A 21019-nucleotide genomic window follows, 5' to 3' on the forward strand; every position below is an offset into this window, starting at 1 on the left:
CCGGGCAAGCCGGGAGCGCCCCGCTGATATGCAAGTTGGGTCGTTATGGGCGGTTACAGGGGTTGTTCAGGAGGCGAGTTGGGGGTTGATTCCTTACTCATTTTGTACCCAGTGTCGCGTGCTGCGATCTTGGCCGCCAGGTACGCTTCGACCTCGGCCAGGGAGTAGTAAACGGCACCCTGGCGGGTCTCGCTGAACTTGATTGGTTTTGGAAACGTGGGGTCTTTTTGCTTGAGTTTTTCCCCGCCAGAGCGAGACATTCCCAGCGCTGCATAGAAGGCTGTTTGCGGGATCAGACGATTTTCGAGAGGCGCGTATGAGAACATGTTTTATCTCCTAGTTGGTCGGTACAACCAGACCTTAGGAGGTACAAGTTCCACATGCTTAAGCTTGTCGCACCTTTTTTACTTGAGCCATTCGGACTTCAAATACCCCATTACAGTGCTCTTGGGAATGCCGGTTTTCCGGACAATAATTCCAACGCGATCACGCTCAGGTGTTGTTTTCAGGCTTTCCCACATGGTTGTTACTTTGTCGCGCTTCACCTGGGCTTCTTGTTTCCGCTGCTCACCTCTCGCATGTCCGCCTGCTTTTCTTTGTTCGCGCAACCGCTCCAGGTGCTGTATGAGATCCAGACATTCATCAAGTGTTAATTCGTCAAGATGCCTATATATCTCGGTTTTAGCGGCATGGAGGTTGGCACCTATGCGCTCCATTGACTTGGCGAGGGGTTGAAGTATCTGAGTGATTTGTTGAAACGGCTGAGCGAGTCGCTGGGAAAGCTCGTTGAGCGCCTGCTGTTTTTCGTCTTCTTTCATGGGTCGGCGTTCCTCTACATGAGCCTGTGTGAAGAGTAGATCAACAGGTCAGATAGAGGTGCGCCTTCGAGAGTGAGTTAGACGCGCAGGATCGACACCACGTTGTCGGCGCCTTCGGCCTGGGGGTGGGCAAAGTCGTATGCGGTAATGTGCTGTTTCCGATTGGCGTCCAGATAATCGGCCCACCACTGCATCATTAGCCGGCGTTCTTCCATGTGTTCAGCCAGGTGGGTGTAGGCACCACGCACCTTGTTGCGCTCTTGGTGGCTCATCTGGTGCTCTACCGCGTCCATGCTCCACAGCCTGGATTCCGTCAGGGCTGAACAGGCCATAGCCCGGAAGCCGTGGCCGCACAATTCCGTCTTGGTGTCGTACCCCATCAGGCTGAGGGCCTTGTTCACGGTGTTCTCCGACATCGGCTTCCAGTGGTGGTGGTCGCCGGCAAACACCAGGTCAAGGTGTCCGGTGATCTGCTGTATCTGCTTAAGCATGGCGATGGCCTGTCGGCTCAGCGGCACCACGTGGGGCGTGGCCATCTTGGCGCCCCGGTGGGAGTACTTCACGCCCTCGATGGGCTCCCGCTCGCCGGGGATAGTCCAGACACCCCGCTTCAGATCAATCTCAGGCCAGCGAGCGAAGCGCAGTTCACTGGAACGGATGAACAACAGCAGCGCCAGGTGAACCGCCAGCCGAGTGAGTGGGCGCCCTTTGTAGACTTCGAGCCGATCCAGTAGGTCGGGGATTTGATCGAAGGGCAGTGCTGGGCGGCGCTTGGTTTTGCCCGTGGCGGTCGCGCCTACCAGGTCGCGGGCCGGGTTGCTGTCGATATGCCCGTGTTGGACGGCGTAACGCATGATGCCGTCCTGGTACTGGCGCAGGCGACTGGCTAGATCCAGGGAGTCGAGCTTTTCCACGGCCTTGAGCGGAGTCAGCAGGTCGCGGGCTTTCAAATCGGAGACGGGGCGGGCTCCAAGGCTGGGGAAGAGGTGGGTTTCCAGTCGGCGCAAGACGTTATGCGCGTGACCCTCCGACCACTTGCGGGCGTTCGTGGCGTGCCACTGAAGCGCCAGCGCCTTGAAGGTGTGGTTGCGGGCGTTGGACGCCTCGACCTTCGCTTGCTTGGCGTGTTCCATGGGGTCTTGCCCGTGGGCCAGCAGCTCCAGGGCTTCCGCTCGACGCTGTCGTGCAGCCTTCAGCCCTAGCGCCGGATAGTTGCCGAACGTAGCCAGCCCCTCGCGGCCATCAGGCCGGAAGAACCTGAACCGCCAAGTCTTCACGCCAGAGGGCTTGATCAGCAGGTACAGGCCTTGGCCGTCGAATAGCTTGTCATCCTTGTCGCGGAGGGGCTTGGCTGCCTCGCACTTGGAGTCGGAAAGGGGGGTTGCGGTGCGCGCCATAGGGGTATGTCTCCGAATCGAACCGGCGTACCCCTTCACGTACCCTTAAACAGTGAAGGTATCCGGGTGCATAAATATACACCCAGAAACGACAAACCCCGCACTAGGCGGGGCTTGTGACTGCTTTCTGGTCATGCGTGAGCATGTGAAAGCATGATAATGGTGCCGGCACCAGGAATCGAACCCGGGACCTACTGATTACAAGTCAGTTGCTCTACCATCTGAGCTATACCGGCGTGTCAGGGCGACGATTATAGCGATTGGATAGCTTCTGTAAACCCCTGAATTTTGACTATTTTTGTTCGGGCTTCAGCTCAGGCGCGCAGCAGGGTTTTCTTGAGTTTCTGAATGGCTTTCCAGGCTCGGCTGTTTTGCATTGCGCGCAGCTGTGCTTCGGCCTGTTCGGCGCGCTGCAGGGCGGCGGCGAGTTGGTGTTCGGCGTCGCTCACGGGGTGGCTGAAGTTGTGGCCTTTGCAGAACTGGAACTCGTCCAGGTTGCACGGCGGGATGTCGAAGGCGGGTTTGAGGTTCAGGTGTTCTTCGGCGAGGTAGTAGGTGTTGATGCCGTCGAACAGGATGGACTGGTAGCCGGCGCCGGTGACGAGGGTTTCCCAGGTCTGGTCGCGCTCCCACGGGGTTTCGATGAGGATGACCCACGGCCGCCACCGGGTGAAGTCCATGCCGCGCAGGACGGTCTCTTCGTGGCCTTCGACGTCGATCTTCAGGAAGTGAATGGCGCGGCCCCGGGCGTGTTCTTCGCAGATGGAGGCCAGGGTGCGGGATTGGACGGTCTGGCTGCGCACGTCCATGCCGGCGTCTTTGTGCATTTGCGCCATGGCCGGGTCGGCGGTCGAGAGGCCGGTGCCGGCGATGCCGTAGAAAGTCAGGCTGTCGGCACTTTCGCCGGCCACGCATTGCAGGTTGGTGTCTTTGGGGCGTTGCTGGCACAGGGCTTGGAAGTAGTTGGGCATCGGTTCGACGTTGATGCCGCTCCAGCCGTTGTCGTAGAACGCCTTGGTGACCGAGTCATGGGTGGGATCGTTTGCCCCTACGTCGATGTAGAAGCCGTTCTCGATGGTTTTGAGGGCGCGCCACAGGCGTATGTCTTCGAAATTCTGTGCGTAGGAAATGAACGTCACTGGCGCATCCTGTCGGAAGAATGTTCTTGTTCGTGGCCGCGCTGTTGGCGCCCTTGCGTGTGTGTATAACAAGAGTAATGAAACGGCGCAAATCCCCCTGTCCGCGGTCCGGGATTAGGCGTTTATGTCGTTTTCATTAAATGCTTATGCACAATGCCGTTGGAAGCGCACTGGGTTTAGGCCGAATTTGTGGAGCTGTTCTCATTTGTCCGCAAATGCCTGTTTTTTCGATTTTTTATGCGTGTGTACAAAAAATGAACAGTGTTGTTTTTGCCCTGAAACTGGCATGGATCTTGGATCCACGATAATTCCATCAACAGAGTTATCCACAGGCTGGGCGTGTTTAAGCGCGTTCGGCCAGGAGCAGAAAATTACGCGGCGTGAGCGGGGTTTTGCAGAAGGTGCCGACGCGGACGCTGTAACCCTGTTCGGCGAGGAAAAGTGCCCGGTCAAGGACCAGCCAAAGCTCCAGCGGACGTCGGAAAAGTCCGCGTAATAGCTCAAGGTTGCGCACCTCGGCCAGTCGCTGCCAGCCGGCAGCTTCGACGCCTGGCCAGTCTTGCGGGCCGATTGTGGATAACTCTTTGAGTGCGGCCAGATGATGGCAGTAATCGGCGAAGGTTTTGTCCAGCCAGGCAGTGGGTAGGGAAGGGGTAGGCAAGTACTCGTCAATGCCGCGCAGTTGCCGTTGCAGCAAGTCGAAACCCAGACGCCGGGCCATGGAGGTGTCGCGTTGACGTCGCACGCGGGCACCGGCGGTAACGGTTTCGCTCATGGGCAACGCGAGGTCGTCGAGGGAGAGTTGTAAGCCGGAGGCTTGGGCGGTCGAGGAAATCGGCGCGTATTCGGCAAGACTGATCCGGTTGTAGCAGCACGGCGCAATGGCGAGTTGTTTGCAGCCTTTGGCGCTGGCGAGTTGAATCAGTCGCACATGCAAGTCACCGCAGGCGTGAAGCGCGACGGGGGTGTGATAGGCACTCAGTAAGGAGGCTGCGTTTGCTGCGAGCACATCCTGTTCAATATGCAGCGCGCGCAGGTGATGGCGTTGGCTGAGTGCCTGACCGCTGGTTACCAGGGCCGGGTCGTATTCCATGCACGTCAGTTGCTGCCCCGGTTGCAGCAGGCGGCGCCCCAGGTGTCCCTTGCCCGAGCACCAGTCCAGCCAATGCTGTGGTGTCTCGGAAAACTGCAAGCGGCTGGCGAACGCTTCGATCTGTTGCCATTTGCGCCCCGGCACATCGACGTTCAATCGATGGCTGGCCGCTTCGAGCGTGCGTGCAGGCAATTCATCCACTGCACTTAAAGCAACTGACTTCGTTGCCAGCGATGCAAAGGGTTCGGGGGCGTGCAGTAGAGCCGGCTGGTTGTGAGCGTTTTCGGCGTCTTCCAGCGTTCGCCCGCGTAGCCATCCGGCCAGCTCCGGGTAGGACGCTTCCCAAGGTAGTTGCAGATAAGTGAACGGGCGAGGTTTCCACAACGCCTGATGCTCTGTGAGAAAAGCATCCAGCGCAGTGAAGCGGGCGAGTAGCGCCTCGCCCGTCAACACGCAGCTATCAACGCCCTTGGCAGGCATCGACGCGCAACCAGCGCTCCAGCAACTTGAAGCCACGCACCAGCACATAGGCCATCAGCAGGTAGAACATGCCCGCGGCGAAGAATATCTCCACCGGCAGGTAGGTCCGGGCAATGATGGTGCGGGCCATGCCGGTCAGTTCCAGCAAGGTCACGGTGCTGGCCAGGGCACTGGCCTTGAGCATGAGGATCACTTCGTTGCTGTAGGCCGGCAGGCCGATGCGCGCGGCGCGCGGCAGCATGATGTAGAACAGCGCTTTGGGTCTGGACATGCCCAGCGCCCGTGCCGCTTCGATCTCACCCGGTGGAATCGCCTGAATGGCGCCGCGCAGGATTTCCGCAATGTAGGCGGCGGTGTGCAGGGTCATGGTCGCCGTGGCGCACCAGAACGGATCGCGCAGGTACGGCCACATCGAGCTGTTACGGATCAGGTCGAACTGCGCCAGGCCGTAGTAGACCAGGAACAGTTGAACCAGCAGCGGCGTGCCACGGAAAAAGAAGATGTAGCCGTAGGGAAATGCGCGCACCCACCACAGGCGCGACGAACGGGCGATGCCCAGCGGAATGGCCAGCAGCAATCCGGCGATCACGGCGATGGCCACCAGTTCCAGGGTCAGCGTTGCGCCCTGGGCCAGCTTCGGCAGCCACTTGATGATGACTTCCCAGTTCATTGGGCGCTCCTCGCGAAGCCGCGAGCGGCGCGTTTTTCCATGAAGTGCATGCCGGTCATGGCAAGAATCGTCAGGCCCAGGTACATGAACGCGGCGACCATATAAAAGGTGAACGGTTGCTTGGACACGGTCACGCCGATTTGCGCATGACGCATGATTTCTTCCAGGCCGATCACCGATACCAGCGCCGTGTCTTTCATCAGGATCATGAACAGGTTGCCCAGCCCGGGCAGGGCGATACGCCACATCTGCGGCATGATCAGCCGGGTGAAGATGCGCAATTTCGACAGGCCCAACGCCACGCCTGCTTCACGGTGACCTTTGGGGATGGCGAGGATCGCACCTCGAAACACTTCCGTGGCGTAGGCGCCAAAGCACAGGCCCAGCGCTATCACGCCGGCGGCAAAGGCATTGAGTTCAAGGTCGGGGTTGCCGAAGAACTCGCCCAGGGCGCGCATCAGGTTGACCGTGCCGAAGTAGATCAACAGCACCCAGAGCAATTCCGGGATGCCGCGAACCAGGGTCGAATAGGTGCCGCCAAGCCACTGCAGCGGCTTGTACGGGGAAGTCTTGGCCAAGGCGCCGAGCAGACCGAGCACCAGCCCCAGGCACAGGGCCGAGAGTGCCAGTTTCACAGTCATCAGCGCGCCAGCGGCGAGCGCCGGGCCGAATCCGTAGAGGTCGATAATCATGGATTTCTTTTCAAATCGCGGCAGGCAATGCCGAGAACCGGCGCCGTCAAACGGTCGCGCCGGTCCGGCAGGTCAGAATCAATAGATGCTGAACGGGAAGTACTTGTCGTTGATTTTCTTGTAGGTGCCGTCAGCGACGATTTCTTTGAGCGCGGCGTTCAGCTTCTCGCGGATCGGGTCTTTCTTGCGCACGGCAATACCGATCTTGTCGCTTTCTTCCACCGGATCGCCCTTGAACTCGTAGTCACGGCCAGCGTCGCTTTTCAGCCACTCGTAGTTGACGTACTTGTCAGCCAGGATGCCGTCCAGACGACCGGAAGTCAGGTCGAGGTAAGCGTTTTCCTGGGTGTCATAGAGCTTGGTTTCAACGCCCGGCATGTTGTCTTCGAGCCAGGTACCGGCCAGGGTCGCGCGCTGGGCGCCGATCACTTTGCCCTTCAGCGCATCCTTGTCGGTCTTGAAGTCGATGTCTTTCTTGGCGATGAACTGCAGCTTGTTGGAGTAGTACGGGTCGGTGAAGTCCACCGCTTGCTTGCGCTCGTCGGTGATCGACATCGAGGAGATCAGGAAATCGAACTTCTTGGCGTTCAGGGCCGGGATGATGCCGTCCCAGTCGGAGGTGACCACGGTGCACTCGACTTTCATCTTGGCGCACAGGGCGTCGCCGATTTCTTTGTCGAAGCCGACGACATTGCCACTGGCATCTTTATTGTTGAACGGCGGGTAAGCCGCTTCGATGCCCATCTTCAGGGTATCGGCCATGGCACCGGCGCTGAACGCCAGGGTGACGGCTGCAGCCATGAAGGCCTTTTTGTACTTCTGCATGTGGGTAGCTCCGTTAGCGGTTGCTGGACATGAATTGTTTGCAGCGCGCCGAAAGCGGGTTTTCAAACACCTGCTGTGGCGATCCTTGCTCTTCTACCAGGCCCTGGTGGAGGAACACCACTTCGCTGGAGACCTGGCGGGCGAAGCCCATCTCGTGGGTCACAAGCAGCATGGTGCGGCCTTCTTCGGCCAGTGCGCGGATGACATTAAGTACTTCCTGGACCATTTCCGGGTCAAGCGCGGAGGTCGGTTCATCGAACAGGATGACTTTGGGCTGCATGGCCAGGGTGCGGGCAATCGCCGCCCGTTGTTGCTGGCCACCGGACAGTTGCGCGGGGTAGGCATGACGCTTGTCGGCGATGCCGACCTTGGCCAGCAGGGCTTCGGCGACTTCAATGGCTTCGGCCTTGCTCTGGCCGAGCACGCGGCGCGGGGCTTCGATGATGTTGTCGAGCACGCTCATGTGCGGCCACAGGTTAAAGTTTTGAAACACAAAACCGATTTCGCTGCGCAGGCGATTGATCTGCTTGCCGTCGGCGGCAACCAGTTCACCGTTCTTCGCGGCCTTGAGCTTGAGTTCTTCACCGGCGACCAGGATCTGGCCCTGGTGCGGGTTTTCCAGCAGGTTGATGCAACGCAGGAACGTGGACTTGCCGGAGCCGGAAGAACCCAGGATCGAGATCACGTCGCCGTCGCGGGCGGTCAGCGAGATGCCCTTGAGCACCTCCAGCGAACCGTAGCGTTTGTGCAAGTTGCGGATTTCAAGCGCGGGCGTGGCCTCAGCCATGTGCGTTCCTCATATATGTTGCGCTCCTGCTGTTGCCGGCCTTCCTGGCGAGGCGGCCAACCTAGCATAGCGTTTCAATGGCAGCCAACAGCGCTACGGACGGTAAACGGCTGGCGTGTGGCAGGTTGTCGCATCGGCGCAGCAGACTGTCGCCCCATCAACAACCGAACGGCCGTTTGAACCTTGCCTGTCGATGGAAAGCGTGGTGGCTGCCGCAAAAAAAGGCGCGATGTTGCCAGCTTTGGCGGGGGGTTGGAAGCGCTATCCGGCCGAACGTGGCAGATCCGCACTTTTATCGTGCGCCGTGTCGTTTTTAGATGTGTTTCCGGTGTGCAATTTCGTTCCCAAAGTGGGTCGCAGGGTAACGTTCTGGCAAAGTGCCATTGATTTCAAGGGCTTGCGATGACTGTCCGGTCGAGTCGAAATCGCCGGGGTAGACGCTTTTGAAACATTTTGGCGCAAATATTGCGTGCAGATTCCGGAACAGCCCGTTGGTTTCTTTTTACAAGAGAGAAACCGGAACGGGATGCACGCATTCGCTTTTCCTTACAAAGGTAGTTTCAATGAGCAGTACCCAAAGCTCTAACGGCCTCGAACAGGGGCTCAAACCGCGTCATGTGACCATGCTGTCGATTGCCGGGGTTATCGGTGCCGGCCTGTTCGTCGGCTCGGGTCACGCCATCGCGGCCGCAGGCCCGGCCGTACTGTTGGCCTACGCTGCTGCCGGCATGCTGGTGGTGTTGGTGATGCGCATGCTCGGTGAAATGGCGGTGGCATCGCCAGACACCGGCTCCTTCTCGACTTATGCCGATCGCGCGATCGGTCACTGGGCCGGCTTCACCATCGGCTGGCTCTACTGGTGGTTCTGGGTCCTGGTGATCCCGTTGGAGGCCAACGCCGCCGCGACCATCCTGCACGCCTGGTTCCCTGGCGTGGACATCTGGGCCTTCGCCCTGGTCATCACCATGCTGTTGACCGTGACCAACCTGTTCAGCGTAAAAAACTACGGTGAATTCGAGTTCTGGTTCGCCCTGATCAAAGTGTTGGCCATCATCGGTTTCATCGTTCTGGGCGTCATGGCGATCTTCGGCTTCCTGCCGGGCAGCCAGGTCAGCGGTGTTTCGCACCTGTTCGACACCCAGGGCTTCCTGCCAAACGGCATGGGCGCAGTGTTGGGTGCCATCCTGACCACCATGTTCTCCTTCATGGGCACCGAGATCGTGACCATCGCGGCCGCGGAATCGAAGAACCCTGGCAAGCAAATCTCCAAGGCCACCAACTCGGTGATCTGGCGGATCGGTTTGTTCTACCTCGTATCGATCTTCATCGTCGTGGCCCTGGTGCCGTGGAACGACCCTGTTCTGGCAAGCCTGGGCTCCTACCAGACCGTGCTTGAGCGCATGGGCATCCCTAACGCAAAGATGATCGTCGACATCGTGGTACTGGTCGCTGTGACCAGCTGCCTGAACTCGGCGCTCTACACCTCGTCGCGGATGTTGTTCTCCCTGGGCAAGCGCGGCGATGCGCCGGCCATGTCCACCCGCACCAACAAAAGTGGCACGCCTTACTGGGCGGTGATGATGTCCACTGGCGCAGCGTTCCTGGCAACTTTCGCCAACTACGTGGCCCCGGCGGCGGTGTTCGAGTTCCTGCTGGCCAGCTCCGGCGCCATCGCGCTGCTGGTGTACCTGGTGATCGCGATTTCGCAACTGCGCATGCGCAAACAGCGCATGGCTCGTGGCGAGAAAATCGTCTTCAGCATGTGGCTGTTCCCGGGCCTGACCTACGCGGTGATCATTTTCATCGTGGGCGCCCTGACCATCATGTTGTTCCAGGAAGCTCATCGCGTGGAAATCCTCGCGACTGGCCTGCTCAGTGTCTTGGTGGTGGCTGCTGGTTTGCTGGTGGCTCGCCGTCGCAAGCTGGAAAAAAGTGGCGCGGTGGTGTTGAACTGATTCATACCGCGTAACGCAAAACGGCCGCTGTCAGTGATGACAAGCGGCCGTTTTTGTTTGAGTCGTAACCTTTACTCGGTTTTTTCTTCCGGCGCTTCCAGCGACTCGCGGTAGACATCCAGTGCAGCGCCGAAATCGGCGATGAACTGCGGCTCGCTCAGCCATGCCTGGGCGGCGTCGCGGTCCATGCCGTCGGCCCACATGCGGTAGTCGATCAGCATGTCGGCGGCCAGGTGGGTGGCGGCCATGCCTTCGTCGTCGGCGTTTTCCATGTCCAGCAGTTCTGGATGGTCGATGATGATGAAGGCCAGGTTCGTCAGCAGCACGGAGAGCATTTCGCTGCGGCTGATGGCTTCCGCGTCACGCATTTTGCTGAACATCGCCAGGGTGTAGTCCGGGATCGGCTCCGGGAGATCCAGGTCGCTGTCCAGTGCCGGGGATTTACGGCCGACCATGCGGATTTGCTTGGCTTTGGCTTTTGCGCGCTTGGCGCGTTTCTGTTGCTTGTTCAGGGAGGCCATGGGAACTCAGTCCGGTTTCTGTTGGGTTTGCGCGGCAATGGCGTCGGACGCCGCCACGTAGTCAGCCTGGAAGGCCGGTGATTCGATCCACGCCAGGGCGCCGGCCTCGTCGGTTTCAGTGGACCATTGGCGATACTCGATCAGCGCGGCAAGGATGAAGTCCATCGCGCCTTCTTCGCCTTCCTGCTCGTACACCAGTTCCAGCAGCGGGTCTTCGAGGAAGGCTATGCACATGGCTTGCTGGCTGATCTTTTCGGCGTCGATCATTTTCTTGAACAGTTCGGTCAGGTCCACCGATTCGAAGTCGATGCGATCATCGTTCGGGTCCAGTTCGACCGGCGCGGCAGCCCGCTGGGTGCGGTTCTGCTTGGCCTTGGCCTTGGCGCGGGAGGCGCGTTTGTGCTGCTTGTTGGCGGAGGCCATGGGTGTCGTTCCGTCATTCGTTGAAAGGGGCGTGCGGCTCAGCTGCGTGGCACCGTTTGCCCGGGTGTGCCGGGGGCCAGCTCGCCGTTTTGCAGCCAGGACAATGCAATGGGCCATAGTGTGGCTTGGTATGCGCTGCGAAAAAAGGCGAAATGCCCAACTTCTTTTTCGCCGATGTCTTCGGGAGCTATGCGCAGGTGGGTGTTTGTGCTGCCAGTGAAGTAGGCGAGCAGGCGTTCGATCGCCGGGATTGTGCCATAGGGATCGTCGCTGATGCTGATGGCCAGGGCTTTTGCGGTGACGGCGGCGAAGTTTCTGACATGGATGCCCTGGCCGCTGGGGCGCTTCTCGTAGCGAGCGGTGGGTGTGCTCCAGTCACGGACCACGCCGGCAGGTGTGTCTTCCAGCCAGCCGAGCCGTTTGCCGGGGAAGTAACCGCACAGCATCGTCACCAGCGGCATCACCACATGCCACTTGCCGAACATCCGCCAGCGATGAGCGGGCGCATAGTCGCGCCAGTAAGCGAATTGTGCGCCGACCGTCACCAAGTGCCGGATTAGTTGCCCGGAGGCTCCCAGGCCCGCTGCACAGCCTCCAAAGCTGTGGCCGACCACATTGATCGGCTGCTCGGGGAATTCACGCTGTGCGCGCTTGAGCATCGCCTCGAAATCCAGCGCACCCCAATCGGACCACGAGGCCTGAAGCCCCTTGAGCGATCCTGGCCGCGACTCGCCGATGCCGCGGTAGTCATAGGTGATGACATCGAAGCCGTGGGCGAACAGGTAGTCGGCAAAGCGCGAGTAATGGCGACAACGGACCGAGGTGGCGGCATTGATGATGACGACCGGGCGAGCGGCGTCCAGGGAGGGGTGCCGCCAGGTGAAGCCGCCGAGGATGAAACCGTCCGCGGCGGTTTCCTTGAACGGTTCGCCGGGCGTGGTAGTCGGCCGCGGCAACTCGACGGGAGTGGGGGCCAGTGAAGGCGTGTCCTGCAAATTCATTGGCGTCAGTCCTTTGCGGGTAGCTGCCAACGATAGTCTTCATGGCGTTGATGAACAATCCATTGGCCTCAACGCCGTGGTTGATCGAGCAGTCGTTCTTCAAGAGCCGCCCGTTCCCGATCCAGCTCGTTACGGAGTTCCTCCTCAGTCGGCAGGACAAGCTTGTACTTGCTGGCGAACAGTTGTTCGTTTCCTTCAAGCACCGAGTAACGCACCACGGATTCATCCTTTTGCGCACAGAGAATGATGCCGACAGTGGGGCCGTCTTCCACGCCGCGTTTCAGGTCGTCGTACATGCGTACGTACATGTCCATCTGCCCCACATCCTGATGGGTCAGTTCACCGCGCTTGATATCGAAGATGACGAAGCACTTGAGCAGGTAGTTGTAGAACACCAGGTCGATGTAGAAGTCTTTGCTGTCCGTACTGATGCGTTGCTGGCGGGCAATGAACGCGAAGCCCTTGCCCAGCTCCAGCAAGAAGCTCTGCAGTTGTTCGATCAACGCTTGTTCGATCTCGCTTTCCTGAAGCTTTCCGGCATTGGGTAGACCAAGAAACTCCAGCACTACCGGATCACGGATGAAATCCCGGGGCTGGCTTTCATGTTCTGAATGTTGGTAGCGGCCTCCTGCTTGAGGCTGCTGCGATCACGGCTTGCCAGCAGGCGTTCGTAATACAGTGTGTTGATCTGGCGTTCCAGAGCGCGGCTGGACCAGTTTTGGGTGGCTGATTCGTTCATGTACCAGAGGCGAGCACTGTCGTTGTCGACCCGAAGCAGGCGACGGTAGTGGGTCCAGCTCAATTCGTGACGCAGTGCGTCACGAATTGGAAAGGCTTGATAGAACAGGCGCATGTAACGAAGGTTGGAGGCGTCAAATCCTTTTCCGAATTTTTCAGTCAGCACTTTTGCCAAGGTTGACAGTAACTCTTTGCCATACCTCGCCCGTCGCGCGCCATTCTGTTCGAACTCAACGATGTGCCGACCGATCTGCCAACAGGTTTGCACTTGAACGGTATCGACCGCCCGAAGCGCCTTCTGACGTGCCTGATGGATCAATTTGCCAAGGTTGCCAAGCAGTGATGCGAGATGAGGGTCGTGAGTGTCGTTGGGTGTAAGGGCTGTCATGAGGTCTTCCGCAGCAGATTGAGCAGCGAAGAGCATGGCAAGTGACCGCCCTTCGAGGATGCCGGGAGTTACTGAAAAGCAGGCAGGAAATACCGGGCTCTTCGGCAGGACGGGTCTAAATCCGGGCGAGGGCTGAGGAACAAATGGTGTAGTACGTTTCGTACTCAGGCCCAATCAATCTAAAACGCCCCCTCCACCCGGAAATCCAAAGAGTGTAACGATTGGGTTCTGCGGAACCCGGGAGGCGTCATCATGAAACCCCTCCATTCACTTCTGTTACCTCTCACCGCCGTCGGCGTGCTGATGTTTCCTTCGATATTGCCCGCCGCCAGCCTTGATCCAGTCGACAACGCTGGCGTACAGGTGCAGCGGCAGGAGCAAAACGGCATCGCCTACCTGTCCGGCGGTATCGGCCAGGATGAGTCCAAGGCCATCCAGCGAACCACCGGCTATAACCTGCACATGACGTTCTCGGTCGGATCGCAAAATGAATACATTCCCGACGTGAGCGTCGTTATCCAGAAAGCCCCGGGGCAAACCGTGCTGACGCTCAATGACGCCGGTCCGCTGGTTTACGTGAAACTGCCAGCCGGCAAATACACGGTCATTGCGACGCGCAACGGCGAAACACGGCATGACGTTGCCGATGTTGGCAGTGGTGCAGCCCGTAGTCTGGTTTTCCACTGGAAGGATGCGAGTTGACGAGAGGCTCTGAGCCCTGAATCCTGCGATTCAGGGCTTTTCGTTTTTAACACCCGCGTAGGCTTGGATGAGTGCAACGCGTAAAGGGTTGGTTTCTACGCTCAGCAGCTTGATGGCCAAGGCGCAGCAGACCACGATCAACATGGGTTTGATCAACCGTGGTCCTACCCGGACAGCAGCCCGTGCGCCCAATTGAGCGCCGACGAAGGCTGCCAAAGCCATGGCTATGGCTACCGGCCAGATAATCACACCTTTGGTAATGAAGACCGACAGAGAGCCGAGATTGCATGAGGCATTGGCAAGTTTGGTAAAGCTCATGGCCCGCATCATGCCCAAGCCGCAGAGCATGACAAATCCGACAGTAAAGAATGAGCCCACACCGGGGCCAAATATGCCGTCGTAAAAGCCCAGGATCGGCGCCACGGTAAACGAAAAGAGCAGAACACCGACTCTCTTGCGTCGATCTTCACTGGCCAACTTTGGAGAGAGCGCAAAATAGATGGCTACCAGAATCAGCATGATAGGCACGCAGACTTCCAGATAGCGCTTATCAATAGAGCTGACCAGCAAGGCACCACTGGCACCGCCAATAAATCCGCAGATAACCAGGAATCGGCCTTCGCGCCACTCGATCATTCCTTTTCGGGCAAAGGTTGCAGTTGCCGAAACAGTTGCCGAAGCCGCCTGGAATTTGTTGGTGGCAATTGCACTGATCGGATCTACACCTGCCAGGAACAATGCAGGCAAGGTGATCAAACCGCCACCACCGGCAATCGCATCAAAAAAGCCGGCGCAAAAAGCGACGAGCGCCAACATGCCAATTACATCCCAGGACATTACATTCTCTCTTTATGGTTATTGACCAGTAACCGCATGACGGGTCGTTCAACTGCCTGAACACATGAAAATCAGCCCTGCAGCACTAGCGGGTCCTGTGAAACAACGAGGGGGGAAGAAAATTTTGAAAGTCCGAAAATACGAACCAGGACCCTTCTGTTGTCTTTGATGACATCGCGACAGTGCAGAGCCCGGATGTTGTTGATGACCATGGCTGACTCCTGGGTCAGCGTGTATTCGACCGGAGTTGCTTCACCCACACCTTGGCAAAGGGCGGTGTAAGCCCTTTTCACAAAGGTCGAGACGTTGTCATTGACCGAAAAGCGATACGAGTTAAAGCGGGCTGCGAACCCTGTCTTGTCGTCGAACTCCAGAATCGAAACGTTGCGGCCATCTTCCCCTTTGCCAATGACAAAGGAGTCACTACGAGTGAAGCGGAAGTTCTCCGTGGTCAGAGCGAGGCAGTTGGTGACGCCAATTTTTTCGAGAATGGGAGGTAGTGGAATGACTCGCGTAGGCTCCAGGCTCGGGTTCCACAGGGCGGAAAGTATGAGCGACGACGGAGAGGGTGAATGCCCGTCTTTCGCGTTCACGGCGCACCAGTAAGGCGCCTCTGTATGCGGGCCAAGCGCGAGGCCGGAATGGGAACTCAGTTCTTTGATGTCCGGTTCGGCAGGGATTCTGGTCAGTCCGCCGCCCTTGAAGTTGGCCACCAGTCGAACCAGTTTTCCTTCATTGTCCATGTCGTAGGCAAAGGCAATGTTATCCACCAGTTTCAACAAGATCTGATTGCGGGCAGCCAGGCAAAGGATGTCATAACGATTTTCCAGGGATGCCAGATCTGGCAGTTCATTTGGAGGGCTGACATCGGTGATTTTTTGCAGCCCTTCAAAAATCAACACGGAGACAAGGCCATCGGAATAAGCGGCCAGCAGTTCACATTGGTTTTTCGAAAACGAGAATTTTAACTCGGTCGCTGCCAGAGACGCCTTGGACTTGGCTCCTGGCGCCTGGGGCCCGCCGATGGCGGCCAGTTTTTTGGCGAATTTGTGAAGCAATGCTGACTGCTGAGTATCAAAGCTGAAAGTTCTGATTTCCTGTTCGGTAAAAAACTCAGTGCTTTCGACGTCTGGATGAATGGCCTCTGTCATTGTCTTCCCTGTTGTGAATCTGCTCCCGGTTATCTGGCAGCTCCTCCTCCGATTCTGCACAAGCCGATGATCAGCGTATGTCATCCGTTTCCGTTAAAGCATACGGAGCGTTCCTAAAGCCAGAAACTGCCAGGAAGGGGGATCTTCAATACCGGAAGTTTTTCAGGAGTCGGCCCCGGCAACCGATGCGGATGCCAGTAGGGGCGGCGATAGGACGTGGGGAATTGTCGCTTCGAAGGTGACTGGGCCGGTGCCTGATCAAATCGCAGGCATAAAAAAACCCTGAATCTTGCGATTCAGGGTTTTCGGTATTTGGTGCCAGAGACGGAATCGAACCATAGGCTGCAGGCCACGTATTTGCTTGCGGTGAGCCTTTATGGGGTTTTTTGGTGCCCCCAAAAAGGCCCCCAATATGAAAAGTACCCCCGTTCTCCAGATCGATCCACGCTGACAATTCCCACCACTTTACCGACTACATGCATGCACGAGGCAGACTTTCGACAATCCACTGTTTAAGTCTGGTAGTCGTAATGCCGGTTTGGATCATCGCTGCCAGAAAATTCAACGGATTTATGAGGACAGGCCTTCCGGAGCGGTCTTTGAAGCGAAGGCTCCAGACTTTTGCCCTGCCCCCTCCCTAAGGCCTCTTTCAAGCAGCACCAGTGAATCGCCCCTGGTTTCGTAGACAACCTTGATCGTCAGCTCAGGCTGCTCAGTATCGATCGTGACCGGCACAAATCGGCCAAAAGCTGCCTGTGGTAACGGGCAGAAAACGGCCAAGAGCAGCCATATGTGAATAGCCGTTTTCGACCCATAGCGATCGTTCGCGGTAGATCGCATGGAACTAAAGAACCTAGGGCCAGACGAGCGGCAACCACAGGTGAGGCGGCAGTGGTAGCGCTGCAAACGCCGGAGTAACCGGCGCATTCGGCACGAATGCGTGCTTTTGACATAGAGTTTGGTATTGCTTCGGCATTTGCCATACGATCACGGCAATTTGTAATTTAGAGGATAGTTGGATGGCTTCGGAACAGTTGACTCAATTTATGAGTTTTGTGAGTGGTGGTGCAATATTTTTGATCGCACAGTATTACTTAACTAGCTACTCAAGAGAGAAAGGGAAAAATCTAGCTACCAAGGAAGACATAGAAGCAATTACCGATAAAATCGAATCAGTCAAAGGTGAACATGCCAAGCAGTTTGAGAATTACAAACTTACATTATGGCAAGAGCAACAAGCGCACCTTTGGGCACGTGAAGAATCAAAATTAAAAATTGAGACATTCAAAAAATCTGTAACCGACGTAGCGAAAGTTATAAATTTAGTTAAAAGATATCAAATGCTGATTTCTGAGCGGGAGTTAGCGCTTGCTGCGGCCGGCATTACGAAAGATGAAGAAAACAGTGCCGCGCACAAAATGTATTGGGATAAGCACCAAGAGTATATGGAACAAGCGCACTCAGCTTACGCAGACTTCCGAGAAATTACGGCTGAAATGAGCGGACTCTTTGCGCTGTTTTCGATTTACTTTAACTTTGAACTTACAAACTCATTAACCACAATTGTGCGTCTCGCCTACAACGAGGTGGAAATGAAAATGAGTCGCGCAAAGTTTTCCGAACTTTTAAAAAATGAATACGCAAAGTCTTCCAGCCTGGAAACGGCACGTGAGGCCGTCGGTGTTTATTATGATGGAATTTGTGCGCAGTCGTCGTTACCCACCGAATCTCAGCGGTTTTTTGATCTATTGAAAATGTATGTCAATTCAGAGTCCGGCGGTGCCCCTGCACGCGAGGAAACTCGCAACAGTTAAAGGTCTGCGGCTTAGCATTATGGCGCCATAAGGTCGACGCCAAAATGTATAGACGTATGATTTTTAGGAAAATACCTACCAAAATACTGGCATAGAATTTGACGTAACCACTGTTATTCCACTTTTTTCACCATTGCACTTTCCGCAAAGAATTTGCAAATTGGTAGGGTCATTCACCCCTTTAAGGGCGATAGGAACTATATGGTCAATAGCCAGTTTTCCATAGGTATGGAACAAAGATGTTAAATCCGTCTTACAAATTGCACATAGACCTTTTTCTCTACAAAATAACGCCCGCTCTAGCCATTTCGGCCAGTACGTGCATCGAGGCGTTCGCTCTTCCAGGCTATCAGCTATCCTGAGATTAAAAGCTTTCATTGCTTCACGATCAGCAAAAAGCAATGTAAAAACTTCTGTCACCAATAGAGAAGAGAGGCCGTCCATAGCGATATCTTCTAAATACTCACTAAGGTACTGAAATTTCATCTTATCCATAAGATCATTTGTGACTGCTACCGTTTCTCCCGTCTCATCGTCGCGATATTGTTCCGCTACATATTCCTCTAATGTCATATAGTGAATGCCATGCGAATCCAGCATGGCAAACACAGGAGTTACATCTTCATACTCCCATCCACTGCCGCCAAAATAAAAACTCAAGTCTTCACGAATTACATAATCAATGTAATCGTGTAAAATAGTTCTCTGCTGAGGTTTCGCGGCTTGCACTTCCAAATCATTGGCAACATCTAATGGATCAACCGGAAAGTCATTTTCAAAAATTGCTTTTCGCACCTTGTCAGCATATGCGTACGACTCAGAAAAATTAAAAACATGACAAGCTGTTAAATACCCACTCATATACTTACCATTTTGTAGTAGATGCTTATTTTGCACGTACAATAGTTTCTTATTTGCAGTATGTCTACGCTATCAATCAGCCATTTTCCGTCTTGGTCATAGCACTCCTATAAAAAAGATGTGTCCGTCCGTTGGTCTGCCAAACACAGATAAAATTGACCGCAAGCACGGAGCGCAGCTAACTGTACATCCGTACAGCTAACTGAAGTCGTGCGTTATGAGTTTTTCCATCCATGGCCAACTGCTCCAAGGTGGCGTGCCGCTGCCGTTGTGCCTGTTCAAAATCCCGGCCGGGTTTCCGTCGCCGGCGGCGGATCACATCGAACAGCAGATCTCGCTGGATGAAGTCCTGAACATTCGGACGCCGCATGTTTACTTGGCTTCGATCAGCGGCGACAGCATGCAAGGTGCGGGGATATTTGACGGGGATCTGGCGGTGGTCGACCGCTCGCTGGAGCCCGTCCACGGCCATATTGTGGTGGCTCTGCTCAACAATGAGCCGGTGTGCAAACGGCTGTGCGTGCGCGGTACCGAAGTGATTTTGCTGTCTGAAAACCCCCAAATATCCGCCGCGCTGAAAGCCGTAAAGATAAAGGGTTTCGCGTACCCGGCAACCACGCTCATCACGCTTTATAAAAACGCACTCAATTCCGACGACCTATATAGGAAATTTTTTTCGCAAAGTAACTTTTTTTCAAAAAGAACCGCTTCAACGTTAGTTGAAGCGGCTTTTTTGGGCCAGGTGAGCCTACTGCGAAATTGCACTCCACTTGACCATCCGCTTGCATTCGATCTGACCAGTCATTTGCATTCGTTCTGACCACCGATTGCATCGGATTTGACCAGCACGCTTTGTAACCATGATCGGCAGAGAACGGCCAGAAACGGACACTCGTTTTTTCAAGACGGTTTTCATTTGAAAACGTTAAGCTGGCGTCCTATTTACCGGACATGAGTTTCCCCATGAGCGATTTAGAGTCTACCCTGACTGGACAAGATGTAGTTGATGCGTTCAAGGCCGACATCGAGGACTTTTTCGAGACGGGATATCATTTTGAACTACGTGTGGAGACATCGGGCTTCGCTCCAACGTGTAAAGGGTCTGGCCCAACTGCACGCATCCAGTTACCCGTGGAAATGCTGGAGAAAGCGGTCGACTCCTTCGAGGATCTGGCACTTCTTTTATTGATACTAGGGCATGAAACAGCCCACTACCTTCATCGTCATAACGAGCACCGCGACGAGTCAGTCTTAGAGTCACGAGCTCTAGAGATGTGGGCGGACTATTTCGGCACGAAGTTAGCTATGGTTGTTATGACCATTGGCGACAAGACGCTGCTGCGTTTCGGCGACCTTCCGGGCGCAAAAAATGCTGGAAGCCGCCTCGATGCGCTGGCCTCGGCCTTGGCCACTCTGTCCTGTACTTATTTCAATATCACCTCGCCAAAATACCCACCAGCGAACGAGCGGGTGTCTATCTGCATCAGCGGGATGTTGTCGTTTTTCGAAGTCCAGTTTGGCCTTCAAGATGGCTCAATAGGGGGCGAACAGGCATATCGCAAAGCGATGGAGCCGCGAACTATCATCGACAGAGCATTCAAAGTTCAGAAGCGCTTGTACGCCAATAGAATCCTTGCTGACTTAGCCGAAAAATCTCCCAGCGCGGATGGCGAATACGAAGAACTACATATTATTAGAGCGGTTCACAGTAAGATCCAGGATGGCCAACCGGCACTATTCGAAGGACTTAAAGTATTCCAATCATTATGGCTAAGTTTAGATTACGACATTCCACCTGAGGTGTCGGCAGAAATCGCGAAAAGAAAGCGCGAGCTACTAATTAGCACTTTGGGCGAGATGGGAATTTCAGCCGAAATGCTCAACCCGAACCTTAATCCCTACTCCTGAAAGTGTTTTGCCGTGAGCGGCGCTGACCAACACCTCGGATGGGCTGCGCTTTCAGCATCCTATCCGCTTGATGAATCGTCTCTAGTAGCTACCTTAAAGCGTTAGTCGAGGCCTACTAAGCCGCTGAGGACAGTCCACTTCAGGCCGTTATCTGCCCTTCCTGAAGGGGAGTTATGGGTCGAAAGCTGACTTTCCTCACTGACTGCTTCTGGCCGATCTCCGCCCTTCACGAAGGGCGGCTTTGGGTCGATCAGAGCCCTTCGTAAGGGGCAGAAATCGGCCAAAAGTAGACGGTGGACGGAGCGATCAGCAAATGAGCAGCTATGCTTGGATGGTTGTCGGAGTTGATCGGGCTTTCCGCCCATGGTGCGTAACTTCCTTCAGTGGTCACCCGACCGTCTCGATGCCCGAGCTAGTCAGGGATAGATGAGGGAGCAAAGAATGTTATCCACCAGGCTCGTGAAGGCGCTATCGACCCATTTGGGGTCTATTTAGAGTTGGGCTTCTTTGTCACCGAACGATGAAAGTCGCTTTACTTTCCGCAAATACCATTACGAATGGAGCAACAAGATGAGCAGAACACCGAATGATGACCGTAGTGATTGCATGAACCCAAACAATGATGCTTATGATTCAAGCATGGATAATCACTCCAATCAACTCAACCCAAACAATGACGCATACCAAGGAAACAATGATGATGACGAGATGGATCAAGGTGATTGCTTTGAACATGGCGAGTAACTAACTCTAGCAGTTATCTTGCTCAATATCGGAAGCTTGGCAAGGCCCTGGAGCCGTCCATTTCATTCGCTGGAA

The 21019-nt window shown here is 55.7% G+C and carries 21 protein-coding genes, 1 tRNA gene and 2 pseudogenes; 7 read left to right on the top strand and 17 right to left on the bottom strand.

Going from position 1 to position 21019, the window contains the following annotated elements; translation table 11 throughout:
* Window positions 1-53: 53 nt before the first annotated feature.
* The 10 genes from ACEN8E_RS00820 to ACEN8E_RS00865 form a co-directional block, all read right to left on the bottom strand.
* Window positions 54-326, bottom strand: a complete 273-nt coding sequence (locus ACEN8E_RS00820; RefSeq protein ID WP_495591055.1) for a helix-turn-helix transcriptional regulator — start codon at window positions 324-326, stop codon at window positions 54-56.
* Window positions 327-404: 78 nt separating this feature from the next.
* Complete coding sequence (locus ACEN8E_RS00825; RefSeq protein WP_495591056.1) at window positions 405-818, bottom strand: hypothetical protein; 414 nt, start codon at window positions 816-818, stop codon at window positions 405-407.
* 77 nt (window positions 819-895) lie between these two features.
* A complete protein-coding gene (locus ACEN8E_RS00830) occupies window positions 896-2215 on the bottom strand; it encodes a tyrosine-type recombinase/integrase (RefSeq protein WP_495591057.1) in 1320 nt (439 codons plus the stop codon).
* Window positions 2216-2375: 160 nt separating this feature from the next.
* A tRNA-Thr gene (locus tag ACEN8E_RS00835) sits at window positions 2376-2451 on the bottom strand.
* A gap of 78 nt (window positions 2452-2529) precedes the next feature.
* Window positions 2530-3354, bottom strand: a complete 825-nt coding sequence (locus ACEN8E_RS00840) for an FkbM family methyltransferase (RefSeq protein WP_495591058.1) — start codon at window positions 3352-3354, stop codon at window positions 2530-2532.
* A gap of 343 nt (window positions 3355-3697) precedes the next feature.
* A complete protein-coding gene (locus tag ACEN8E_RS00845) occupies window positions 3698-4927 on the bottom strand; it encodes a methyltransferase (protein ID WP_495591059.1) in 1230 nt (409 codons plus the stop codon).
* On the bottom strand, window positions 4908-5597 hold the full coding sequence (locus ACEN8E_RS00850; protein WP_495591060.1) for an ABC transporter permease: 690 nt from the start codon (window positions 5595-5597) through the stop codon (window positions 4908-4910). The genes ACEN8E_RS00845 and ACEN8E_RS00850 overlap by 20 nt, the downstream gene beginning before the upstream one ends.
* Window positions 5594-6289 carry an ABC transporter permease gene (locus tag ACEN8E_RS00855; protein ID WP_085717865.1) on the bottom strand — a complete coding sequence of 232 codons (696 nt, stop codon included), beginning with the start codon at window positions 6287-6289 and terminating at the stop codon, window positions 5594-5596. The genes ACEN8E_RS00850 and ACEN8E_RS00855 overlap by 4 nt, the downstream gene beginning before the upstream one ends.
* Window positions 6290-6367: 78 nt before the next feature.
* Window positions 6368-7114 (bottom strand): ABC transporter substrate-binding protein, encoded by a 747-nt coding sequence (locus tag ACEN8E_RS00860; RefSeq protein ID WP_495591061.1) that lies wholly within the window; start codon window positions 7112-7114, stop codon window positions 6368-6370.
* Window positions 7115-7127: 13 nt separating this feature from the next.
* On the bottom strand, window positions 7128-7901 hold the full coding sequence (locus ACEN8E_RS00865) for an ABC transporter ATP-binding protein (RefSeq protein ID WP_007972784.1): 774 nt from the start codon (window positions 7899-7901) through the stop codon (window positions 7128-7130).
* A gap of 115 nt (window positions 7902-8016) precedes the next feature.
* On the opposite strand from ACEN8E_RS00865, the gene ACEN8E_RS00870 reads away from it, so the two are divergent.
* Together ACEN8E_RS00870 and gabP are read left to right on the top strand one after the other, a co-directional pair.
* Entirely contained in the window at window positions 8017-8307 is a 291-nt protein-coding gene (locus tag ACEN8E_RS00870; RefSeq protein WP_495591062.1) for a hypothetical protein, read from the top strand.
* Window positions 8308-8464: 157 nt separating this feature from the next.
* Window positions 8465-9856: a GABA permease gene (gene gabP, locus ACEN8E_RS00875; protein ID WP_495591063.1), complete on the top strand. Its 1392-nt coding sequence runs from the start codon at window positions 8465-8467 to the stop codon at window positions 9854-9856.
* A 71-nt stretch (window positions 9857-9927) separates the two neighbouring features.
* Here the strand turns inward: gabP and ACEN8E_RS00880 are convergent, their stop codons facing one another.
* The 4 genes and pseudogenes from ACEN8E_RS00880 to ACEN8E_RS00895 form a co-directional block, all read right to left on the bottom strand.
* On the bottom strand, window positions 9928-10377 hold the full coding sequence (locus tag ACEN8E_RS00880; protein WP_495591064.1) for a hypothetical protein: 450 nt from the start codon (window positions 10375-10377) through the stop codon (window positions 9928-9930).
* Window positions 10378-10383: 6 nt separating this feature from the next.
* Window positions 10384-10800, bottom strand: coding sequence for a hypothetical protein (locus ACEN8E_RS00885; RefSeq protein ID WP_495591065.1), 417 nt, complete (start codon window positions 10798-10800; stop codon window positions 10384-10386).
* A gap of 38 nt (window positions 10801-10838) precedes the next feature.
* Window positions 10839-11801: an alpha/beta hydrolase family protein gene (locus ACEN8E_RS00890; protein ID WP_495591066.1), complete on the bottom strand. Its 963-nt coding sequence runs from the start codon at window positions 11799-11801 to the stop codon at window positions 10839-10841.
* 68 nt (window positions 11802-11869) lie between these two features.
* Window positions 11870-12927: pseudogene (locus ACEN8E_RS00895) on the bottom strand (PDDEXK nuclease domain-containing protein).
* 252 nt (window positions 12928-13179) lie between these two features.
* Here ACEN8E_RS00895 and ACEN8E_RS00900 point away from each other — a divergent pair.
* The gene (locus ACEN8E_RS00900) at window positions 13180-13629 is read left to right on the top strand and encodes a carboxypeptidase regulatory-like domain-containing protein (protein WP_495591067.1); all 450 of its coding nucleotides are present in this window, start codon (window positions 13180-13182) and stop codon (window positions 13627-13629) included.
* Between the two features lie 30 nt (window positions 13630-13659).
* On the opposite strand, the gene ACEN8E_RS00905 is transcribed toward ACEN8E_RS00900, so the two are convergent.
* Entirely contained in the window at window positions 13660-14466 is an 807-nt protein-coding gene (locus tag ACEN8E_RS00905) for a TSUP family transporter (protein ID WP_495591068.1), read from the bottom strand.
* A 71-nt stretch (window positions 14467-14537) separates the two neighbouring features.
* Window positions 14538-15617, bottom strand: a complete 1080-nt coding sequence (locus ACEN8E_RS00910) for a hypothetical protein (protein ID WP_495591069.1) — start codon at window positions 15615-15617, stop codon at window positions 14538-14540.
* Window positions 15618-16636: 1019 nt separating this feature from the next.
* Between ACEN8E_RS00910 and ACEN8E_RS00915 the strand changes: the two genes are divergently transcribed.
* Window positions 16637-17431 carry a hypothetical protein gene (locus ACEN8E_RS00915; RefSeq protein WP_495591070.1) on the top strand — a complete coding sequence of 265 codons (795 nt, stop codon included), beginning with the start codon at window positions 16637-16639 and terminating at the stop codon, window positions 17429-17431.
* 75 nt (window positions 17432-17506) lie between these two features.
* Here the strand turns inward: ACEN8E_RS00915 and ACEN8E_RS00920 are convergent, their stop codons facing one another.
* The gene (locus tag ACEN8E_RS00920; protein WP_495591071.1) at window positions 17507-18328 is read right to left on the bottom strand and encodes an HNH endonuclease; all 822 of its coding nucleotides are present in this window, start codon (window positions 18326-18328) and stop codon (window positions 17507-17509) included.
* Between the two features lie 181 nt (window positions 18329-18509).
* On the opposite strand from ACEN8E_RS00920, the pseudogene ACEN8E_RS00925 reads away from it, so the two are divergent.
* From ACEN8E_RS00925 to ACEN8E_RS00935, 3 genes and pseudogenes are all read left to right on the top strand, one after another.
* Window positions 18510-18854: pseudogene (locus ACEN8E_RS00925) on the top strand (LexA family protein); the annotation flags it as partial.
* A 401-nt stretch (window positions 18855-19255) separates the two neighbouring features.
* Window positions 19256-20200: a hypothetical protein gene (locus tag ACEN8E_RS00930; RefSeq protein ID WP_495591072.1), complete on the top strand. Its 945-nt coding sequence runs from the start codon at window positions 19256-19258 to the stop codon at window positions 20198-20200.
* A 570-nt stretch (window positions 20201-20770) separates the two neighbouring features.
* Window positions 20771-20944 (top strand): hypothetical protein, encoded by a 174-nt coding sequence (locus ACEN8E_RS00935; protein WP_495591073.1) that lies wholly within the window; start codon window positions 20771-20773, stop codon window positions 20942-20944.
* The last annotated feature ends 75 nt before the right edge of the window (window positions 20945-21019 follow it).

It is taken from the genome of Pseudomonas sp. Pseusp9 (assembly GCF_059491265.1).